This window comes from Streptomyces sp. GLSS-08 (assembly GCF_056387915.1).
This window is the reverse complement of sequence record NZ_JBWJAQ010000002.1, coordinates 586,894-604,263: the sequence shown is the minus strand read 5'-3', so window position 1 is coordinate 604,263 and position 17,370 is coordinate 586,894. Positions and strand designations below refer to the sequence as shown.

At 67.9% G+C, this 17,370-nt stretch carries 11 protein-coding genes; 9 read left to right on the top strand and 2 right to left on the bottom strand.

Translation table 11 applies throughout. The features are described 5' to 3' along the window. Positions 1-55 precede the first annotated feature (55 nt). Positions 56-835: a DeoR/GlpR family DNA-binding transcription regulator gene (locus AC0ZLC_RS05470; RefSeq protein ID WP_476750714.1), complete on the bottom strand. Its 780-nt coding sequence runs from the start codon at positions 833-835 to the stop codon at positions 56-58. A 97-nt stretch (positions 836-932) separates the two neighbouring features. Then, positions 933-2,420: a sugar porter family MFS transporter gene (locus AC0ZLC_RS05465; RefSeq protein ID WP_476750713.1), complete on the bottom strand. Its 1,488-nt coding sequence runs from the start codon at positions 2,418-2,420 to the stop codon at positions 933-935. 1,242 nt (positions 2,421-3,662) lie between these two features. On the opposite strand from AC0ZLC_RS05465, the gene AC0ZLC_RS05460 reads away from it, so the two are divergent. From AC0ZLC_RS05460 to AC0ZLC_RS05420, 9 genes are all read left to right on the top strand, one after another. Then, positions 3,663-5,252: a right-handed parallel beta-helix repeat-containing protein gene (locus tag AC0ZLC_RS05460; protein ID WP_476750712.1), complete on the top strand. Its 1,590-nt coding sequence runs from the start codon at positions 3,663-3,665 to the stop codon at positions 5,250-5,252. Positions 5,253-6,043: 791 nt separating this feature from the next. Next, positions 6,044-7,264 carry a glycoside hydrolase 5 family protein gene (locus tag AC0ZLC_RS05455; protein ID WP_476750711.1) on the top strand — a complete coding sequence of 407 codons (1,221 nt, stop codon included), beginning with the start codon at positions 6,044-6,046 and terminating at the stop codon, positions 7,262-7,264. 156 nt (positions 7,265-7,420) lie between these two features. Continuing rightward, a complete protein-coding gene (locus AC0ZLC_RS05450) occupies positions 7,421-8,749 on the top strand; it encodes a right-handed parallel beta-helix repeat-containing protein (protein WP_476750710.1) in 1,329 nt (442 codons plus the stop codon). Between the two features lie 117 nt (positions 8,750-8,866). Continuing rightward, on the top strand, positions 8,867-11,053 hold the full coding sequence (locus tag AC0ZLC_RS05445; RefSeq protein ID WP_476750709.1) for an alpha-galactosidase: 2,187 nt from the start codon (positions 8,867-8,869) through the stop codon (positions 11,051-11,053). Positions 11,054-11,208: 155 nt separating this feature from the next. Further along, positions 11,209-12,882: an ABC transporter substrate-binding protein gene (locus tag AC0ZLC_RS05440; RefSeq protein WP_476750708.1), complete on the top strand. Its 1,674-nt coding sequence runs from the start codon at positions 11,209-11,211 to the stop codon at positions 12,880-12,882. A gap of 14 nt (positions 12,883-12,896) precedes the next feature. After that, positions 12,897-14,030, top strand: a complete 1,134-nt coding sequence (locus AC0ZLC_RS05435) for an ABC transporter ATP-binding protein (RefSeq protein WP_476750707.1) — start codon at positions 12,897-12,899, stop codon at positions 14,028-14,030. After that, on the top strand, positions 14,027-15,007 hold the full coding sequence (locus AC0ZLC_RS05430; protein ID WP_476750706.1) for an ABC transporter permease: 981 nt from the start codon (positions 14,027-14,029) through the stop codon (positions 15,005-15,007). Before AC0ZLC_RS05435 ends, AC0ZLC_RS05430 begins: the two co-directional genes overlap by 4 nt. A 3-nt stretch (positions 15,008-15,010) precedes the next feature. Beyond that, positions 15,011-16,078, top strand: coding sequence for an ABC transporter permease (locus tag AC0ZLC_RS05425; RefSeq protein WP_476750705.1), 1,068 nt, complete (start codon positions 15,011-15,013; stop codon positions 16,076-16,078). Next, on the top strand, positions 16,075-17,121 hold the full coding sequence (locus AC0ZLC_RS05420; RefSeq protein WP_476750704.1) for an ABC transporter ATP-binding protein: 1,047 nt from the start codon (positions 16,075-16,077) through the stop codon (positions 17,119-17,121). Before AC0ZLC_RS05425 ends, AC0ZLC_RS05420 begins: the two co-directional genes overlap by 4 nt. The last annotated feature ends 249 nt before the right edge of the window (positions 17,122-17,370 follow it).

The window sequence follows — 17,370 nt, the reverse complement described above, 5'->3', positions numbered from 1 at the left end:
CCTGCCCCTGCCCGGTCCGCGGGACCGCTGTCCAGCGCGCCGGACGTAGCGCGTCTCAGCGGTTCTGGCCGGTGGACACGCAGCGCAGGGCGGGTCCGTATGCCTCGCGCTCTTCTGGGGGCAGTTGGTCGTCGGTGAGGAGCACGGAGACGTCCGAGAGCGGGCAGACCGGGGCGAGGGAGCGGCGGCCCAACTTGGAGCTGTCGGCCACGACGGCGAGGCGCCCCGCCGCCTTGATCATGGCCTGCTTGACGTCGAGCTCCACCACGTTGACGTTCGTCACGCCGGCCTCGGGGTCCACCCCCTCCGCTCCGAGGAAGGCCCAGTCGACGTGCAGTCCTTGCAGGGAGGCCACGGCTGTCGGGCCGACCAGCGTGTAGACGGTGTCGAGCATGACGCCGCCCGTCATGTGGACCTTGTGGGTGGGGTGCTCGGACAGGCACAGGGCGACCATGAGGTCGTTGGTGATCACCGTCAGGTGGTGGCGGCTTCTCAGGGCCGACGCCACCTGATAGGTGGTGGACCCGTTGTCGATGATGACCGACTGTCCGTCCTGCGCCAGCTCGGCAGCGGCTTCTCCGAGTGCCTGCTTCTCCGCGGCGCGCGAATTGCGCCGCACGTCGTACGGGAGGTCCACGGCCTCTGCCGGGTCTGCCGGCAGGACGCCGCCCCGGGTACGCCGCACCAGGCCGGCGTGTGCCAGTTGAGCGAGGTCGCGACGGATGGTGGAACTGTCGACCACGAACTCGTCGGCAAGCTCCGCGGCGCCCGCGTACCCCTCGGAACGGACGCGTTCGAGGATGGCACGGCGGCGCTCGGCCGAAGACCCGGACAAGACTCACCTCAGCTGTCGGTCGAACGTGCGGAACAACTGCACGGCGCCTGCGGCGCATGCAGCCATTCCGCACGGTACCGTGCGTCGGTTCGGATCCCTATACCCGGTGCCCGCCCGCCCCTCGCGCCTGGGCGGCTGCGCGGAAGTCCTCCTCCAACTGTTCCAGGGTGCGGCCCTTGGTTTCCGGCATGCGCAGGCAGAACACGATGAACAGCGCACAGACCGCGGTGAACAGCCAGAACGTGGTGGCCGCGCCGAGCCGGTCCAGCATGGGCAGGGACGTGAGGCCGATGATCAGGTTGACGGCGAAGATGACGAACGTGGCCACGCCGGTCGCCTTGGCTCGCACGTGCAGCGGAAAGACCTCGGAGATCACCACGTAGGCGACCAGGCCGGGACTGACGGCGTACATCACGATGTACAGGCTGAGGAAGCAGAAGGACATCCAGTCGGCACCCGGCAGGCCCGGGACGGACATGACCACCGCTAGGGCGGCCAGGGCGAAGGTCATTCCGACGGCGCCGGCCAGCAGCAGCGGCTTGCGGCCCATACGATCGACCAGGGCCATGCCGATCAGTGTGAAGAGCACGTTGACCACGCCGAGTCCCACCGTGGCGAGGAGCGAGGAACCTGAACCCATGCCGGCGGACTGCAGGATCTGGGGGGCGAAGTAGATCACCAGGTTGATGCCGCAGGCGTTGGCGAAGAACGCCACGAGCACGCCGACCAGAACCATCGGTCGCACCCACCCGACGGTCAGCTCCCGCCAGCCCCGAGCGCTCTCGCCTGCCTCCCGCGCGTGAATGGCCTTGATCTCGCTCAGCTCGGACTCCACGTCACCACTGCCTCGCACCCTGCGCAGCACACCCCGGGCGGCCTCCACCCTGCTGCGTGCCACAAGCCACCGAGGCGACTCGGGCACGAAGAATGCACCGCCTGCCAGCAGGAGCCCCGGCACAGCAGCCAGTCCCAGAGACCAGCGCCATGCCTGGCTCTCCAAGAACAAGGCGTTGGCACCGTAGCCGAGCAGGATGCCCAGGGTGGTCAGCAGTTGGAAGCCCGCCACCAGAGCACCACGGAGGCGGGGCGGTGCCAGCTCGGCGATGTACACCGGCACCAGGACCGAGGCTGCCCCCACGCCCGCGCCGAGAACGACTCGCGCGCCCAGCAGCACGGAGAGGGTCGGGGCAAAGGCCGAGATCAGCGCACCGGCTGCGAACAGCACCCCGGACAGCAGCAGGGTGGGCCGACGGCCCCACCGGTCGCCCAGCGGACCACCAGCCATCGCCCCGATCATGCCGCCGATCAGGGACGTGCTGACCACCAGGCCCTCCATGAAGCTGGACAGGCGGTACTCGTCGGCGACGAAGCCGCCGGCGCCTCCGGACACTCCGATGTCGTATCCGAAGATCAGACCGCCGAGGGTGCTGACGGCAATGACCAGGTAGACGTACCAGGTGAGTCGTGCGTCGGCGGCCGAAGGCTGGACTGCGGCGGGATCGTCGGCGCCGGCCCGGGCGAGGTCCTGCCCCGTGTTCCGGTGGGCAGAAGAGACGCCCGAGAGCGCGTCGGGATGAGGCTGCATGAGACCGTCCTCGTGTGATGGTTGAGGTACCGAGAGACCGCGTACGAACTCAGTGCCGAAGAGGCCCTCGATGTGGCGCACCCCTCGCGCTTGCGGTCGGTGTGTAGCCGTCGGTCCGCTCGCGTTCCGCGGACACGCCTGCACTTGGTCGGAGTTTGGGCTGCACGAATGCGTGCGGTCAATGCCCATCAGCGTGCAGATGTTCGTGCACGCTTTCCTCCGGCAACCGGGTGGAGGTATCCGTGTTCGCTGACGACAGCTGGACCGGCACCGGTCCGGACACGCTGGGTCTTCGGAGCGATGCTCTCTCCGCACCCGGCAGCGCATGGCGGCACGCGTGGTCCCGGACGAGCATGACCGACCGCGAGCCGTGCGGACCCGTGCGAACAGCTCGTGCAGGTGCTGCCCGCCGAAGGCTGTCGGCTGCCGCAGCCTCCGGTCCTCGGCTGGGGCAACGCGGTGGTGCTCGGTGCCTGCGCCGCCTTCCACGACGGGGTCAACCGGCCGCTGACGCCGGCGCGGCCCAGGCCCCGGAGGCTCCGGCGCTGCACACCCGGATGCGCGCGAGAGGGTCGGCCCCAATGGCGAGGTCAGGGACGGTCGGCGTCGGCTGATTCGGCGCTCGCGCACGTTCTGCGGTCCGGTTTGCCGTTGTAGGGCTGCACCGCGACATCGGCCTAGGGTCGCGTTGCCGCCGACTCTGACGTCACAAGCGATCGAAGCACGGAGACACCACGCCGCGCAGCCCCACCTGAGACATGCCCCGCTGAACACTGCGGCCCGGCACGGGACATGAGGCCGTTGCCGCGGCCCCGGTGCGCTGCGAGCAAACCCGGAACGCGGCGGCTCACGATCGATCAGGACCGGCCGAGCCGGCCTGCGGATCGCGAGTAGCGGCCAGTGCTGACGTGTCGACGGCTGCCCGCCGTGGCGTCGCCCGCAAGTTCGTTCCGTGGGGGCGAGTTGCGGGAGTGACGTTGGCAGACTTCTGCCACGGATGCAAGACATCACGAGCACCTTCTACACGCAGTCTTAGCGCAGTCTTAGGGGTTCCTGAGCAAAGACTGCACAGAGCACCCAGAGCCCTGAATCGGACTTACGTTGGCACCTCCCCAACCCTTGCGTGAGACGGATGGCGGCCCCGTCGCTCCGACCGGGGCAGACGGGACGAAGGGGCAGGCAGCCGTCCGCGCAAGCGTCCTCGGAGAAAAGGCAGCAATGAAACACACCAGCGCATACGCAGTGTCAGCAGTACTCATCGGTTCGGCGATACCCCTGGGGCTTGCAGGTTCGCAGACGGCACAGGCCGCTTCCCGTACGTATTACGTCAGCCCCGGTGGCTCCGACCGCAACTCGGGAACCTCGCAGGCCGAGCCGTTCCGCACGCTTCAGAAGGCCGCCGACAGCACCGCGCCCGGAGACATCGTCTCCATCATGAACGGCACCTACCGCGAACGACGCGGAGGCGCGGACGTCATGGTGATCTCCCGTTCCGGCCGGGCCGGGGCCCCCATCACCTTCCGGGCCCACCCCGGGCACCACCCCGTCATCAATCCCGTCACGGCGTGGAACGGCATCCGCATCAACGGCGCCTCGCACATCGTCGTGCGCGGACTGGAGGTCAAGGGCAACAACGCCAATATCTCCCTCGCCGAAGCCGAGCGCGGCGCCAGCACCAGGAAGGGGAAGTACAACACCAACTGCATCTGGGCCGAGCCCAACAAGTCCTCGGGTGCCCGGCCCCATCACATCGACATCATCGGCAACACCGTGCATCACTGCCCCGGCCTGGGCATTGGATCGCGCGGCGCGGACTACATGACGATCGACCGCAACCACGTCCACTCCACCTCGTGGTACACGGTCTTCGCCACCAGCGGCATCTCGATCCTGGCCGCACACGACATCGATCGGGGCGACAGCAGGAAGTACAAGATCCGGGTCACCAACAACACCGTCCACGACAACGAGACCAAGGTGAAGTGGGAGCAGTGCAAATGCTACTCGGACGGTAACGGCATCATCATCGACACCCTCAAGGACAAGGCCAAGGCGGGAGCGTCGGGCCCCGACTACCAGGGACGGGTCCTGGTCGCCAACAACGTGTCCTACGACAACGGTGGCTCCGGCATCCACTCCTTCAAAAGCCAACACGTCGACATCCTGCACAACACGGCCTACCAGAACGGCCGCAGCACCCGCATGGAGCGCTACGGCAACATCTACGCCCACGACAGCAGGGACGTCAGGATCCTGAACAACGTGGCCTCCGGCCGCCCGGGCCAGATGACCAACTCGAAGAGCAAGAACACCGACGTCACCTACGACTACAACGTCTACTACGGCGGTAAGGCCCCCGAGGTGAAGGGCCCACACGACATCGTGGCCAACCCGCGCTTCGTCAAGCCCGGCACCGGCACCGGAGCCGACTTCCGACTGCGCAAGGGCTCCCCCGCCATCGGCTCGGGCAAGCCCCTGCACCAGGTCCCCACAGACATCACCGGCGCCCGCCGGGCCACCGGCGCACCCGACCGCGGAGCCTACGCCTCGACCGCGACCGGTGCCGCTACCAAGGTGGGCAAGACGGGAGCCGGTACCACGGCGGAGACCAAGAACGACAAATCCCAGGCTCCGACAAAGGGGATCACCGAGGGGAACACGAACGTCACGGACGGGACGGACGCCGGCACCGGAAACGACGCCCGGACCAACGGTGACAGCCAACCGCTGGCAGCGACCGGAGCCGGCGTCGGAGTACCCCTCGGCATCGGCGCCGCAGCGCTGGTACTCGGCGCCGCGATCATGTTGCTGATCCGCCGTAAGCGCTCTTGACGCCCTCGTTCCGACGCGACCCCCGCTGCCCGGGCATCCCCCAGCCCGGGCAGCGGGCTTACTCCAACGTCGAATGCCAGCGTCCTCGCGGGCGTGGACGTCCCCATCCCGCGTGGACCGTGATGAAGTCGAGTCGCTTGGCCTCACTCACACCGGGCCGAGCGGGAGATTCTCCGACGGCCGCGACGAGGAACGCGCAACGTCCAGCAGTACGCCGGTCCAGCCCCAGGGAATGAGCAAGCACGGCAGCAGTAGACCAGCACAATAGGCAGCGATCATCAGCAATGCGCTCGTGGTGCCCACGTCGGCGTTGACGATTCACTCGACGGCGATGAAGTACGGACGGCGTTGGGCAGGTCCGCCCCGGTCATGAGGAGCCCGAGTACGGCTGCGGTCAGCGGGTTGACCCAGTTCTGAAGAGCGGTCTGCGGCTGCCGCGCCTCGACTTCCCCGGCGAACTCGATCCGTCCCGGGCAAAGGTGAGTCAGCCGCCTTCCCCTGAGGAAGTCCAGTTCATCACCTTGGCGAAATGCACTCAGGGGTCGCCGTATCGACGCACAGGCTGTATCAGCGCCGATTTGGCGTGCCGATACGCCAGCATCGAGGACCCGCCGAGGGCTGAGCGCTTCGGGCATCTGAGGATCCAGGAAGGTCGAAGGAGCCATCAGGTGGAACCTTCAGCCGAACAGCGGTTCTATGGCGGTGGTCAGCGCTCTGCCACCCGCCTTCACCCTCGACCCCGCCCTCGGGGAGCGTGGGTCACGGGAATGGACGCGACAAATTCTCCGCTCATGGGTAACGGAAAGGCGGCAGCGATGGCGGCGATCCACGACACGAACACACGGTTCGGGGTGAATTACGTCCCCAGTGAGCACTGGTTATATTCGTGGCTGGAGTGGGACGCCGCGTCGGTCCTCGACGACCTGCGATCCATATCCAGTCTGGGAATGGACCATATACGCATCCAACTGCTGTGGCCCGCCTTCCAGCCCGACCCTTCGGTGGTGAATCCGGGAGCCCTGGAGCGACTGTGCGAGCTGATGGATCTCGCCGATCACCCGCACGTCTCGCTGGACGTTTCGGTCAGCGTCCTCGACGGCCGGCTCAGCGGTCTCACGTTTCTCCCGGCATGGCTCAGCGGCCGCAACATGATCACCGACGAGGACGTGGTCCGCGCGGAACTGACCCTGTTCGACGCCGTTGCCGAATGCATCGGCGACCACCGGCGCTTCCTGGGCTTCGACCTGGGCAACGAACTGTCGGCGTTCAACGGCGATGTCCCACTGGCATCCGGGGACCGGTGGGCCTCCCTCCTGCTGGACCACTGCGAACGCATCGCACCCGGCCGCTTCCACGTCAACGGCGTGGACCATCGGCCCTGGTTCCAGGCACGGACGTTCTCACCCACCGCGGCTGCCACCTACGGCAGTGCCAGTGTCCTGCACGCCTATCCCTACCGGACCGGTGCGACTGTGCGGTACGGGCCGGACGGCACCGGTGTCCTGCACCTGGGTGAATACCTGGCCGAGCTCGCCGAAGCGTTCTCCCCGGCCTGCGGGCGCGCGAAGTGGCTGCAGAAGTTCGGTGCCTCGCCGATGGAGCGGCCAGCGGACACGATTCCGCAGTGGGCCGCTTCCTTCACACGCAACACCCTCAGTTCGAAGGGCATGTGGGGCTGCACCTGGTGGAGCAGTCACGACATCGACCGTCGCTTCACCGGTTTCGCCGACTACGAGTACGACCGGGGACTGTTCACCGTGGTCAACGACATCAAGCCGGCCGGCGTCCGGCTCAGGGACCTGATCAGGGAACTGCGCGACACACCGGTGTGCCCCGTCGACCGCCACGTGGGCCTGGTCCTGCCGGACTCCCGGCAGCTCGGGCTCACGGTCGCCGACCGCTTCTTCACCCTCGTGGACCAGGGGGTCCGGCCGGCGCTGGTCACCCACGACAGGGCGGACGACACCGCTTACCTGTCCGCCCGCGGCATCACCGAACTCGTCCACTGCTGACGAGCCCTCAGCACCCCGTTCCATCACCGACCGCTCCGTGCGCCCCTCACAGGGACGCCCTGCGAACCGGCATGACCGAAGGAGGGAACCGCGTCGCGTCCGGCCTTGACTTCTCCATCCACTAGGAGAGAACCAGCTATGACGAAACCCCACCGCTTGACTTGGCCATGTGTACTCACAGCGGCACTGCTGCTCCTCGCCACTCTCCTCACCGCCGCCCCCTCGGCCACGGCCACTCCGGGCGCCTACTACGTCAGCAGTTCCATGGGGTCGGACGCCAACGACGGGCGTTCGACGAGCAGACCGTTCAAAACCATCCAGAAAGCAGCGGACAAGACCCTTCCCGGCGAAACCGTGTACATCATGAACGGGACCTACGGCGATGTCTCGCCGGAGGGGGTCGTCCAAGTCACCCGCTCGGGCGCACCGGGCATGCCCATCACCTACCGGCCCCTTCCGGGACATAGGCCGGTCCTCGCGCCGGTGACCGGCTGGAACGGGATCGTCGTCATCGGAGCGTCGTACATCACGATCACCGGCCTCGACATCCGGGGCGACAGCGACAACCTGCGGCTGGAAGACGCGGAGGCCCGGTCGAAGCCCACGGGACCGGCGTTCAACACCAACTGCATTCACATTCGGGAGGACTCCCCCTCCGGTCGGTCCTCGCACCACATCACTGTCCGCAACAACCACATATGGGACTGCCCGGGCGCGGGTATAGGGAGCACCTACGCCGACCACCTTCTCATCGAGCACAACAGGGTGCACTCCAACGCCTGGTACTCGGCCTTCGCCACCAGCGGTATCTCCGTGCTCACACCCGTGGACGTGGACAACAGGACCGGATACAAGATCATCATTCGGAAGAACGTCGTCCACGACAACGAGAGCAAGGTCAAGTGGTACGTCTGCTCCTGCTACTCCGACGGCAACGGGATCATCGTGGACCAGACCCTGCACCGTGAGGACACCGGCATCGCGTACAAGGGCCGCATCCTGGTCGAGAACAACCTCGCCTTCGACAACGGCGGTTCGGGCATCCACTCGTTCAGCTCCGGCAACGTGGACATCGTCCACAACACCGCCTACATGAACTCCCGCGGCAGGGAGATCAATTACCCGAACATCGGAGCCTGGCACAGCTCGAACGTCCGGCTCCTGAACAACATCTCGGTGGCACGGCCGGGCAAGCCCACCAACTTCACCTTCGAGAACAGCAACGTCGTGTACGACTACAACATCTACTACGGCGGCACCGCTGCCATGGTGCGAGGTCCGCACGATGTGATCGCCGATCCGAGGCTGGTCGCCCCGGGCACGGACGGCCGGCACCCGGACTTCCGGCTCGCCGCCGGCTCTCCCGCCATCGACAGCGGCGTCGCCACGAGCACCCGGGCCGATTACGCGGGCACGCCACGGCCGCAGGGCACCGGCTGGGACCGGGGCGCCTACGAGTTCAGAAGGCACTACATCAAGCACTGAAGCCACGACCCTGTCGTGGCGTTCTCTGGCGGTCGTCCGGCCCACCGTCCGGGCGACTGCCAGGGGTCGGGGGCGCAGGCGCCTTGCACCCTTCCCTCTTACGAAAGAAGTCAGTCAGTGGATTCCGACCTCTCCCCCGGCCCTCGATCGGGTACTGCGGGCTTCCCGATGCTGTTCCCGGCCGCGGACGCCGTCGCACAGCGGCGCACCACACTTCTCCTGCGGCAGGCCTCCGACGAACTGCCCGCTGTCATGTGGTGCGGCATCGCTCCTGGCCCGGATGGAGTCGCCTGGAACGCGGAGCAGGGAGAACGGGCAGCCTGCGTCGAGTCGGCAGTGCCGCTGCTGCCGGAGCACTGGCGGGGCTGGTTCGGGCGTCCTGGGCTGGGCGGTCACCGCCTCGCCGAGGCAGCAGGCGCTCCGCCTGGCGGCCGGGACTGGGCCCCGTCGTTCACCCTGGAAAGCGCGCTCGTCGAGAGTTCGGTTCTGGCGTTGCGGGCCAGGGACGACGTCGCCGGGCTGGCCCTGGTCACCGAGGTGGAGTCGTTGCCCGGCGGGGCGTTGAGGGTGCGTCACACGCTCACCAATACCGGCGTCGGTGCCTACGTGGTGGACCATCTGGACGTCGTCGTCCCGGTGCCGTCCCGGGCCCGGGAGGGGCTCGACTTCACCGGTCGGATCCTGCACGAGAGGACTCCCCAGCGCCGGGAGGTGATCGACGGGCTGTGGCTGCGGGAGAACCGCAAGGGCAGGACCGGGCACGACGCGGCAACGCTGAACATCGTCGGCACCCCCGGCTTCGGGTTCGCGACCGGCGAGGTGTGGGGCGTGCACGTCGGCTGGAGCGGCAACCACGTCCACCGCACTGAGCTCCTGGACGGGGTCCTGACGATCGGCGGCGGTGAACTCCTGCTTCCGGGTGAGGTGGTCCTCGCCCAGGACGAGAACTACCGGACTCCTTGGGTCTACGTCGCCGCCTCCGACGAGGGACTCGACGGACTGGCGGCGCGGTTCCACGACTACCTGCGCTCCGTGCCCGCGCACCCCGGTTCCGCGCGGCAGGTCAACTTCAACGTCTGGGAGGCGGTCCAGTTCCGGCACGACACGGCGGAGCTGATCGAACTCGCCGAACTCGCCGCCGAGGTGGGCGCCGAGCGCTATGTCCTGGACGACGGATGGTTCCGCGGCCGGCGATCTGACCGGGCCGGTCTGGGTGACTGGTGGGTCGACGAGAGCGTCTTCCCCGACGGGCTCGGGCCCTTGGTCGACCGCGTCCGGGAGCTGGGCATGGAGTTCGGCCTCTGGTTCGAACCGGAGATGATCAGCCAGGACTCGGACCTGTACCGCGAGCACCCCGACTGGATCCTGTCCACCGGGTCACGGACACCACTGCTGGAACGCAACCAGCTGGTCCTGGACCTGTCGCGGCCCGAGGTCGTCCAGTACCTGATGGAGCGCATCGACGCCCTGCTCACCGAGTACGACATCTCCTATGTCAAGTGGGACCACAACCGCGCGGTGCTGGACGGAGGTTCGGGGCGGACCGGCGGCGCACCGGTGATCCACGCGCAGACCGTCGCCTACTACACCCTGCTCGACGAACTGCTCCGACGGCATCCACGGGTGGACTGGGAGTCCTGTTCGGCCGGCGGAGCCCGCATCGACCTGGAGGTTCTCCAGCGCGTCCAGCGGGTGTGGACCTCCGACATGACCGACGCCCTGGCCCGCCACTCGATCCAGCGCTGGACGGGCCAGCTGCTGCCCCCGGAGTATCTCGGTGCTCACGTCTCCGCCCCCTTCTCCATGTACACAGGGCGTTACATGCCCCTGGACTTCCGGGCCGCGACCGCGTTCTTCGGGCACTTCGGCATCGAGTGGGACATCCGGGAGGCGAGCGCCGAGGACCTGGCCGTCCTCAAGGGCTGGGTCCACCTCTACAAAGAGCACCGGTCTTTGCTGCACAACGGTAGGACTGTCAGGGGCGACACGAGCGACGACCGCGCCTGGAGCCACGGCGTCGTCGCCCACGACCGGTCGGCCGCCCTCATGGCGCATGTCCAGTTCGAGGACGGACTCAACACGACGCCCGCGCGGCTGACCATCCCCGGACTGCTCCCGGACAAGGAGTACCGGATCCGGGCCGTGCGCCCTGCGGCACAGGCCACGGTCTCCCGCGCCGACCACATCCCCCCGCTCCCGGAAGAAGGCGCACTGCTGTCCGGCGCGGCACTCGGCCACCTCGGCATCACCCTCCCGCCACTGAGTCCGCTCCAGGTCGTGCTGCTCCTCGTCGAGGCGGCCTGACGCCGGGCTCGAAGCCCACCCACCCGAAGAGTCGCCACCCACATCCGCCGGAGGCAGACGGCAGCGACCGACGACGCGATCACAGCGCACCACACCGGGGCCCCCGGCATCAGGCCTCCCAGGGCGACATTGCACCTTTCCTCACTGGAGTCACCGTGTCAGCACACCACACCTTCCGGGCGCTGAGCGCCGCCACCGTCGTAGCGGCCCTGGTCACCGGATGTTCCTCCGCCAACTCCGACGCCAACCGCTCGTCACGCGGCAGCGCCGCCGGTGTCCTCAACGTCGGCATGGTCAACGGTCCGCAGACCAACAACAGCAACCCGTTCCTCGGCACGTCGGCCGCCGCGACTCTGGGTTACCGTCACATGATCTACGAGCCGCTGGTGATGCCGAACGACATCCGACCTGAGCGCAAGGGCACGCCCTGGCTGGCGAAGGACTGGAAGTGGGAGTCCAACTTCACCAAGGTCACCATCACCCTGGACGAGCGCGCGAAGTGGTCCGACGGCAAGCAACTGACCGCTGAGGACGTGGCGTTCACCTTCGACCTGATCAAGAAGTATCCGGCGCTGAACGTCTACGGCGTCACCTACGGCGGAATAGCCGTGGAAGCCGGCAAGGTCGTCCTGACCTTCGAGGAATCGCAGTTCGTCAACCAGAGCAAGATCCTGCGTACGCTCATCGTGCCGAAGCACATCTGGAAGACCGTCGACGACCCCGCCACCTGGCCCAACCGCAAGCCTCTCGGCTCCGGGCCCTACACACTCAAGACCTTCACCCCGCAGACCGCCACACTCCAAGCCGCGCCTTCCTACTGGAAGGGGAAGGCGCGGGTGAAGGAACTCCGCTTCACCTCCCACAACGACAACAGCGCACAGACCACGGCGCTCGCCAACGGCAAGTCGGAATGGTCGAGCGTCTTCATGCCGAACCACAAGCAGCTGTACGTCGCCAAGGACCCCGCGCACCACAAGCTCTGGTTTCCCGCCGGAATCGGCATCCACGGTCTGTGGCTGAACACCACGAGGGGTCCGCTGAGCGATCCGGCGCTGCGCAAGGCGATGGCCATGGTGATCGACCGCAGGGCCATCCACGTCCAGGCGCAGGCTTCGCTCTACCCGGAGATCACCAACCCGACCGGAATACCCCTGCCCGCAGGTGAGCCCTTCCTCGCCTCCGAGTACAAGGGCATGACGAACAAGCCCGACCTGGCCGGCGCCAAGAAGCTCCTGGACAGGGCGGGATACCGCCTGGCCGACGGCGTGCTCAGGGACCCCGCCGGCAAGGCCGTGAAGCTGACCCTCACGGACCCGGCAGGCTGGAACGACTACATCACCGGCCTGTCGATCATCCAGAGCAACATCAAGCCCCTGGGCATCGACGCGAAGGTCAAGACCCAGAGCGCCGAGGTCTGGACCGCCAGTGTGGCCAACGGCGACTTCGACGCCACGCTGCACTGGACCAACAGCGGTGCCACGCCGTACGACATGTACCAGAACATCATGGACGGCACGCTGCTCCAGCCCGTCGGCAAGAGCGCCCCGTTGGGCAACTACGGGCGCTTCAAGAGCCCTCGGGCGACGAAGGCGCTCAAGGAGTACGCCAACGCCACGGAGGACGCGACGCGCACCACGGCGCTCGACACCCTGCAGAAGATCATGGTGGAGGAAGTGCCGGTCATCCCCACGGCCGGTGCGCACCTGGGAGCCGAGTACTCCACGAAGAACTGGGTGGGCTGGCCCACCGAGTCCGACCCGTACGGTCCCCCGCAGCCGACCCAGCCGAACGCACTGGACATCGTGCTGCGCCTCAAGCCCGCGAAGTGAGAAGGGACCGGCCCATGACCAACCACGATCGCGAAGTGACGGAGCATGTCGGCACCCATCCCGGCGAGGCCGGCGACACCGTGCTCGAAGCACGCGGCGTCACCAAGCACTTCCCCGTCAGACGGACCGCCCGTGAAGTCCTTGGCCGTCGGCGCCGCGCCGTCCGGGCCGTCGACGACATCTCCCTGTGTCTGCGGCGCGGCAGCGTCACCGCCCTGGTGGGGGAATCGGGCTCGGGCAAGTCGACGGTGGCCCGCCTGCTGTCCCAGCTCTACCCCCTCACCCAGGGCGAGATTTGGCTCCTCGGCGTCCCGGTCAAGGCTGGGCGCGGCCGATCGTTCCGCGCTTACGCACGCCAGGTCCAGCTGATCTTCCAGGACCCGTTCGCCTCGCTCAACCCGGTCCACACGGTGCGCTACCACCTCACCCGATCCTTGAGGATCCACGGCAAGCAGGCCACCGACGCGGAGGTGTACCAACTCCTCGAGCGGGTGCAGCTGAGCCCTCCGAACGAGTACGTCAACAAATTCCCGCACGAGTTGTCGGGCGGCCAGCGCCAGCGCGTGGCCATCGCCAGGGCGCTGGGCGCCGACCCGAAGGTGCTCCTCGCGGACGAACCGGTCTCCATGCTCGACGTGTCCATCCGGCTCGGCGTCCTCAATCTGCTGCGGGACCTCAAGGAGCGGCTGCGTCTCGCCATCCTCTACATCACGCATGACATCGCGTCCGCACGGTACTTCGCCGACACGACCCTCGTCATGTACGCGGGCCGCCTCGTCGAAGGTGGTGACAGCGAGACAGTCACCCAGCGGCCCGCACACCCTTACACCCAGTTGCTGGTCGCCTCGGCCCCCGACCCCGACCGCATCGCCGATCCACGGGAGCAGGAGGAGACCGGCAGCGGCGAGCCCCCTTCACTCATCTCCCCGCCGGGGGGATGTCGCTTCCACCCTCGCTGCCCCAAGGCGATGGAGCGCTGCCGCACCGAACTCCCGCCCCGCTTCGAGATCGGCGACGACGGGCAGTGGGCCGCGTGCTGGCTGTACGAGGACCGCCCCGTCACCACCCGGATCCCCGGTGCCGCTGCGTCCGCCGGCACCTCGGCCTCCGGTGCGGCCGAGACCATGACGGAGGCAACGGCCCCGTGAAGTACGTACTCCAGCGCATCTTCTTCTACGCCGTCACCGCGTGGGCGGCGATCACCATCAACTTCCTGATTCCGCGGCTGATGCCGGGCGACCCGCTCCAGGCACTGCTCACCCGCTTCCAGGGGCAGCTCGACACCAGTGCCATCGCCTCGATCGAGGTGCTTTTCGGCCTCGACGAAGAGCGCTCGCTCTGGCAGCAGTACACCGACTACTGGGGCCAGCTCCTGCGGGGCGACCTGGGTCTCTCCTTCACCTTCTTCCCCACGCCCGTCAGCGAGGTCATCTCGCAGTCGCTGCCCTGGACGCTGGTGCTGGTGGGTGTCACCACGCTGCTGAGCTTCGTGCTCGGCACCGGCCTGGGGGTCTGCACCGGCTGGCGGCGTGGTTCCTGGATGGACGGTCTGCTGCCCGTCACCACCTTCGTCTCCTCCGTCCCCTACTTCTGGCTCGGTCTCATCTTCATTGCCGTGTTCGCCGTGAAATGGCCGATCTTTCCGGCTGCCGGCGGTTACGACAACTCGCTCGTCCCGGCCTTCGACGTACCGTTCGTCTCCAGCGCGCTGTACCACGGCTTCCTGCCGGGCATCACCATCGTCCTCAGCGCCGTCGCCAGCTGGATCCTGGGCATGCGCAACATGATGGTGACCGTCTCGTCCGAGGACTACGTGATGGTGGCGCAGGCCAAGGGGCTGTCCGAGCGCCGCGTGATGTTCTCCTACGCCGCGCGGAACGCGATCCTGCCCAACATCTCCGGATTCGCCCTCTCGCTCGGCTTCGTCGTCGGCGGCACGCTGCTGGTGGAGATGGTCTTCTCCTATCCGGGCATCGGCTTCCAGCTCTTCCAGGCGGTCGGTGCCCGGGACTACCCGCTGATGCAGGGCGTCTTCCTGATCATCACGCTGTCGGTCCTCGCGGCGAACCTGCTCGCCGACCTGGTCTACATGCTCCTCGATCCGCGTACCAGAAAGGAGGCCTGAGCCATGGCACTCCCCTCGGCCGAGATCGCCGTCCTCGATACGGCTCCGGCCCCGCCGGGCGACAAGCGCGCCCGGCTGCGCTTCCTGCGCGGCAGGAAGACCATCGCGGGCCTCTCGATCCTCGGCTTCTTCACGGTGCTCGCCGTCATCGGGCCGTGGATCGCCCCGTACAACCCCGACGCGATGAGTGACGCACTGCTCCAGCCGCCGTCGGCCGACCACTGGTTCGGCACCACGCACACCGGTCAGGACGTGCTCTCCCAGATCCTCGTCGGCACCCGGGGCGTACTCGTCGTGGGCTTTCTCGCCGGGTTCCTCGCCACGGTCCTGTCCGTGCTGATCGGCGTCAGCGCCGGCTTCCTCGGGGGCGCGGTCGACGAAATCCTGTCGGCGCTGTCCAACATCTTCCTCGTCATCCCGGCGTTGCCCCTGGTCATCATCATCGCCAGCTTCGTCACCGACGCGGGAGACCTGCTGATCGCCGTGGTGATCGCCTTCACCTCCTGGGCCTGGGGCGCCCGCGTGCTGCGTGCCCAGACCCTGTCACTGCGGCGGCGGGACTACGTCGAGGCGGCCCGCGCCACCGGTGAACCCACGTGGCGCATCATCGGTTTCGAGATCATGCCGAACCTCACCGCGGTCATCGCCTCCGGCTTCATCGGTACCGTCATCTTCGCCGTACTGCTGGAGATCACCCTCGCCTTCATCGGCGTCGCGGACATCTCCCACTGGAACTGGGGAACCGTGCTCTTCTGGGCGCAGTCCAACCAGGCCCTCGCCCAGGGCGCCTGGTGGTGGTTCGTGCCCGCCGGACTGTGCATCGCCCTGTTCGGCACGGCCCTGGCTCTGATCAACTTCGGCATCGACAAGTTCGTGAACCCACGGCTGCGCACCGCGGCAGGCACGTCCCGCAAGGTCCGGATGCGGGTGGGCTTCACGCCGGTGGCCCGCACGGGGCGGACGAACGGCGCCGGACCTGGGGGCGAAGCGGTCTCCGGCGGTCCCCCAAGGGCCGTGCGGACGCCGCAGCCGACCACCGCCCGCACGCACGACAAGGAGCCCCACGCGTGACCAGGCGCCCCGTTCTGACCATCAGTGGACTGCACGTCGACTACGGCACGGGTCCCGCCGCCGTCCACGCGCTGCGCGACATCAACCTCACTCTGCACCGCGGCGAGATTCTCGGCCTCGCCGGCGAGTCCGGTTCGGGCAAGTCCACGCTCGCCTACGCCGTGACCCGCCTGCTGTCCCCACCCGGAGTGATCACCGGCGGCGACGTCCATTTCCACCCGCCGCAGGACGGCGCAGACCCGGTGGACATCCTCGCGCTCACGCCGCGTCGGCTGCGCGCGTTCCGCTGGCAGGAGCTGTCCATCGTCTTCCAGGGCTCGATGAACGCCCTCAATCCCGTGCACACGGTGCACAGCCAGCTCACGGATGTCCTCGCGGCGCACCGCCCACGGATGTCGGCGGCCCAGCGCACCGCCCGGGCCGGGGAGTTGCTCGCCCTCGTCGGCATCTCCCGCGACCGGCTCACCGCCTTCCCGCACCAGCTCTCCGGCGGCATGCGCCAGCGCGTGATGATCGCGATGGCCATGGCTCTGGAGCCCGAGATCGTGATCATGGATGAGCCGACCACGGCCCTCGACGTGGTGATGCAGCGCCAGATCCTCCGGAAGATCGCGGCACTCCGCGACGAGCTGGGCTTCTCGGTCGTCTTCGTCACGCACGACATCTCGCTGCTGATCGAGTTCTCCGACCGCGTCGCCATCATGTACGGCGGCCGCATCGTCGAGCAGGCGAGCGCTGCGGACATCTACCGAGACCCGCGCCACCCCTACAGCGACGGGTTGCTCCGCTCCTTTCCGGCCCTGCACGGCCCGCGCCGGGAGCTGACCGGCATCCCGGGCTCGCCGCCTCACCTCGCCGCCATGCCGTCGGGCTGCGTCTTCCACCCGCGCTGCGGGAAGTCGTTCGACCCGTGCGACCGTCACGTACCGCTGCTGGCCGCGCCGGAGAGCGCACCCGACCGGTCCGTGGCGTGCTGGCTCCACCACCCGGCCCCGGGACCGGCCTCGGCCCCGGGACCCACTGCGACGACACACGTTCCCTGACCCGGTCTCGCGTCGGACTCGCGTGGCTCCACCTAGGACGCACCGAGCGAGGCGGCTGCCGGATCGGGCAGCCGCCTCGTTGTGCGGTCTTCTCGGGCAAGGTCCTGACTGCTGATGTGCGGGATGGTGAGGACGAGGCTGGAGCCGTATGCGGATGCGGGTGTGTGGAAACCGGGCGTGGCCTTGCCGTCGAGTGTCCGCTGCAAGCAGGACCCGAGCGGTGCGGGCCGTGAGCTCGTAGGCCTCGGA

Excerpts from the sequence above, each read along its gene's own strand:
- AC0ZLC_RS05465 (WP_476750713.1), bottom strand. The coding sequence starts at position 2,420 with ATGCAGCCTCATCCCGACGCGCTCTCGGGCGTCTCTTCTGCCCACCGG.
- AC0ZLC_RS05455 (WP_476750711.1), top strand. The coding sequence starts at position 6,044 with ATGGGTAACGGAAAGGCGGCAGCGATGGCGGCGATCCACGACACGAAC.
- AC0ZLC_RS05435 (WP_476750707.1), top strand. The coding sequence starts at position 12,897 with ATGACCAACCACGATCGCGAAGTGACGGAGCATGTCGGCACCCATCCC.
- AC0ZLC_RS05425 (WP_476750705.1), top strand. The coding sequence starts at position 15,011 with ATGGCACTCCCCTCGGCCGAGATCGCCGTCCTCGATACGGCTCCGGCC.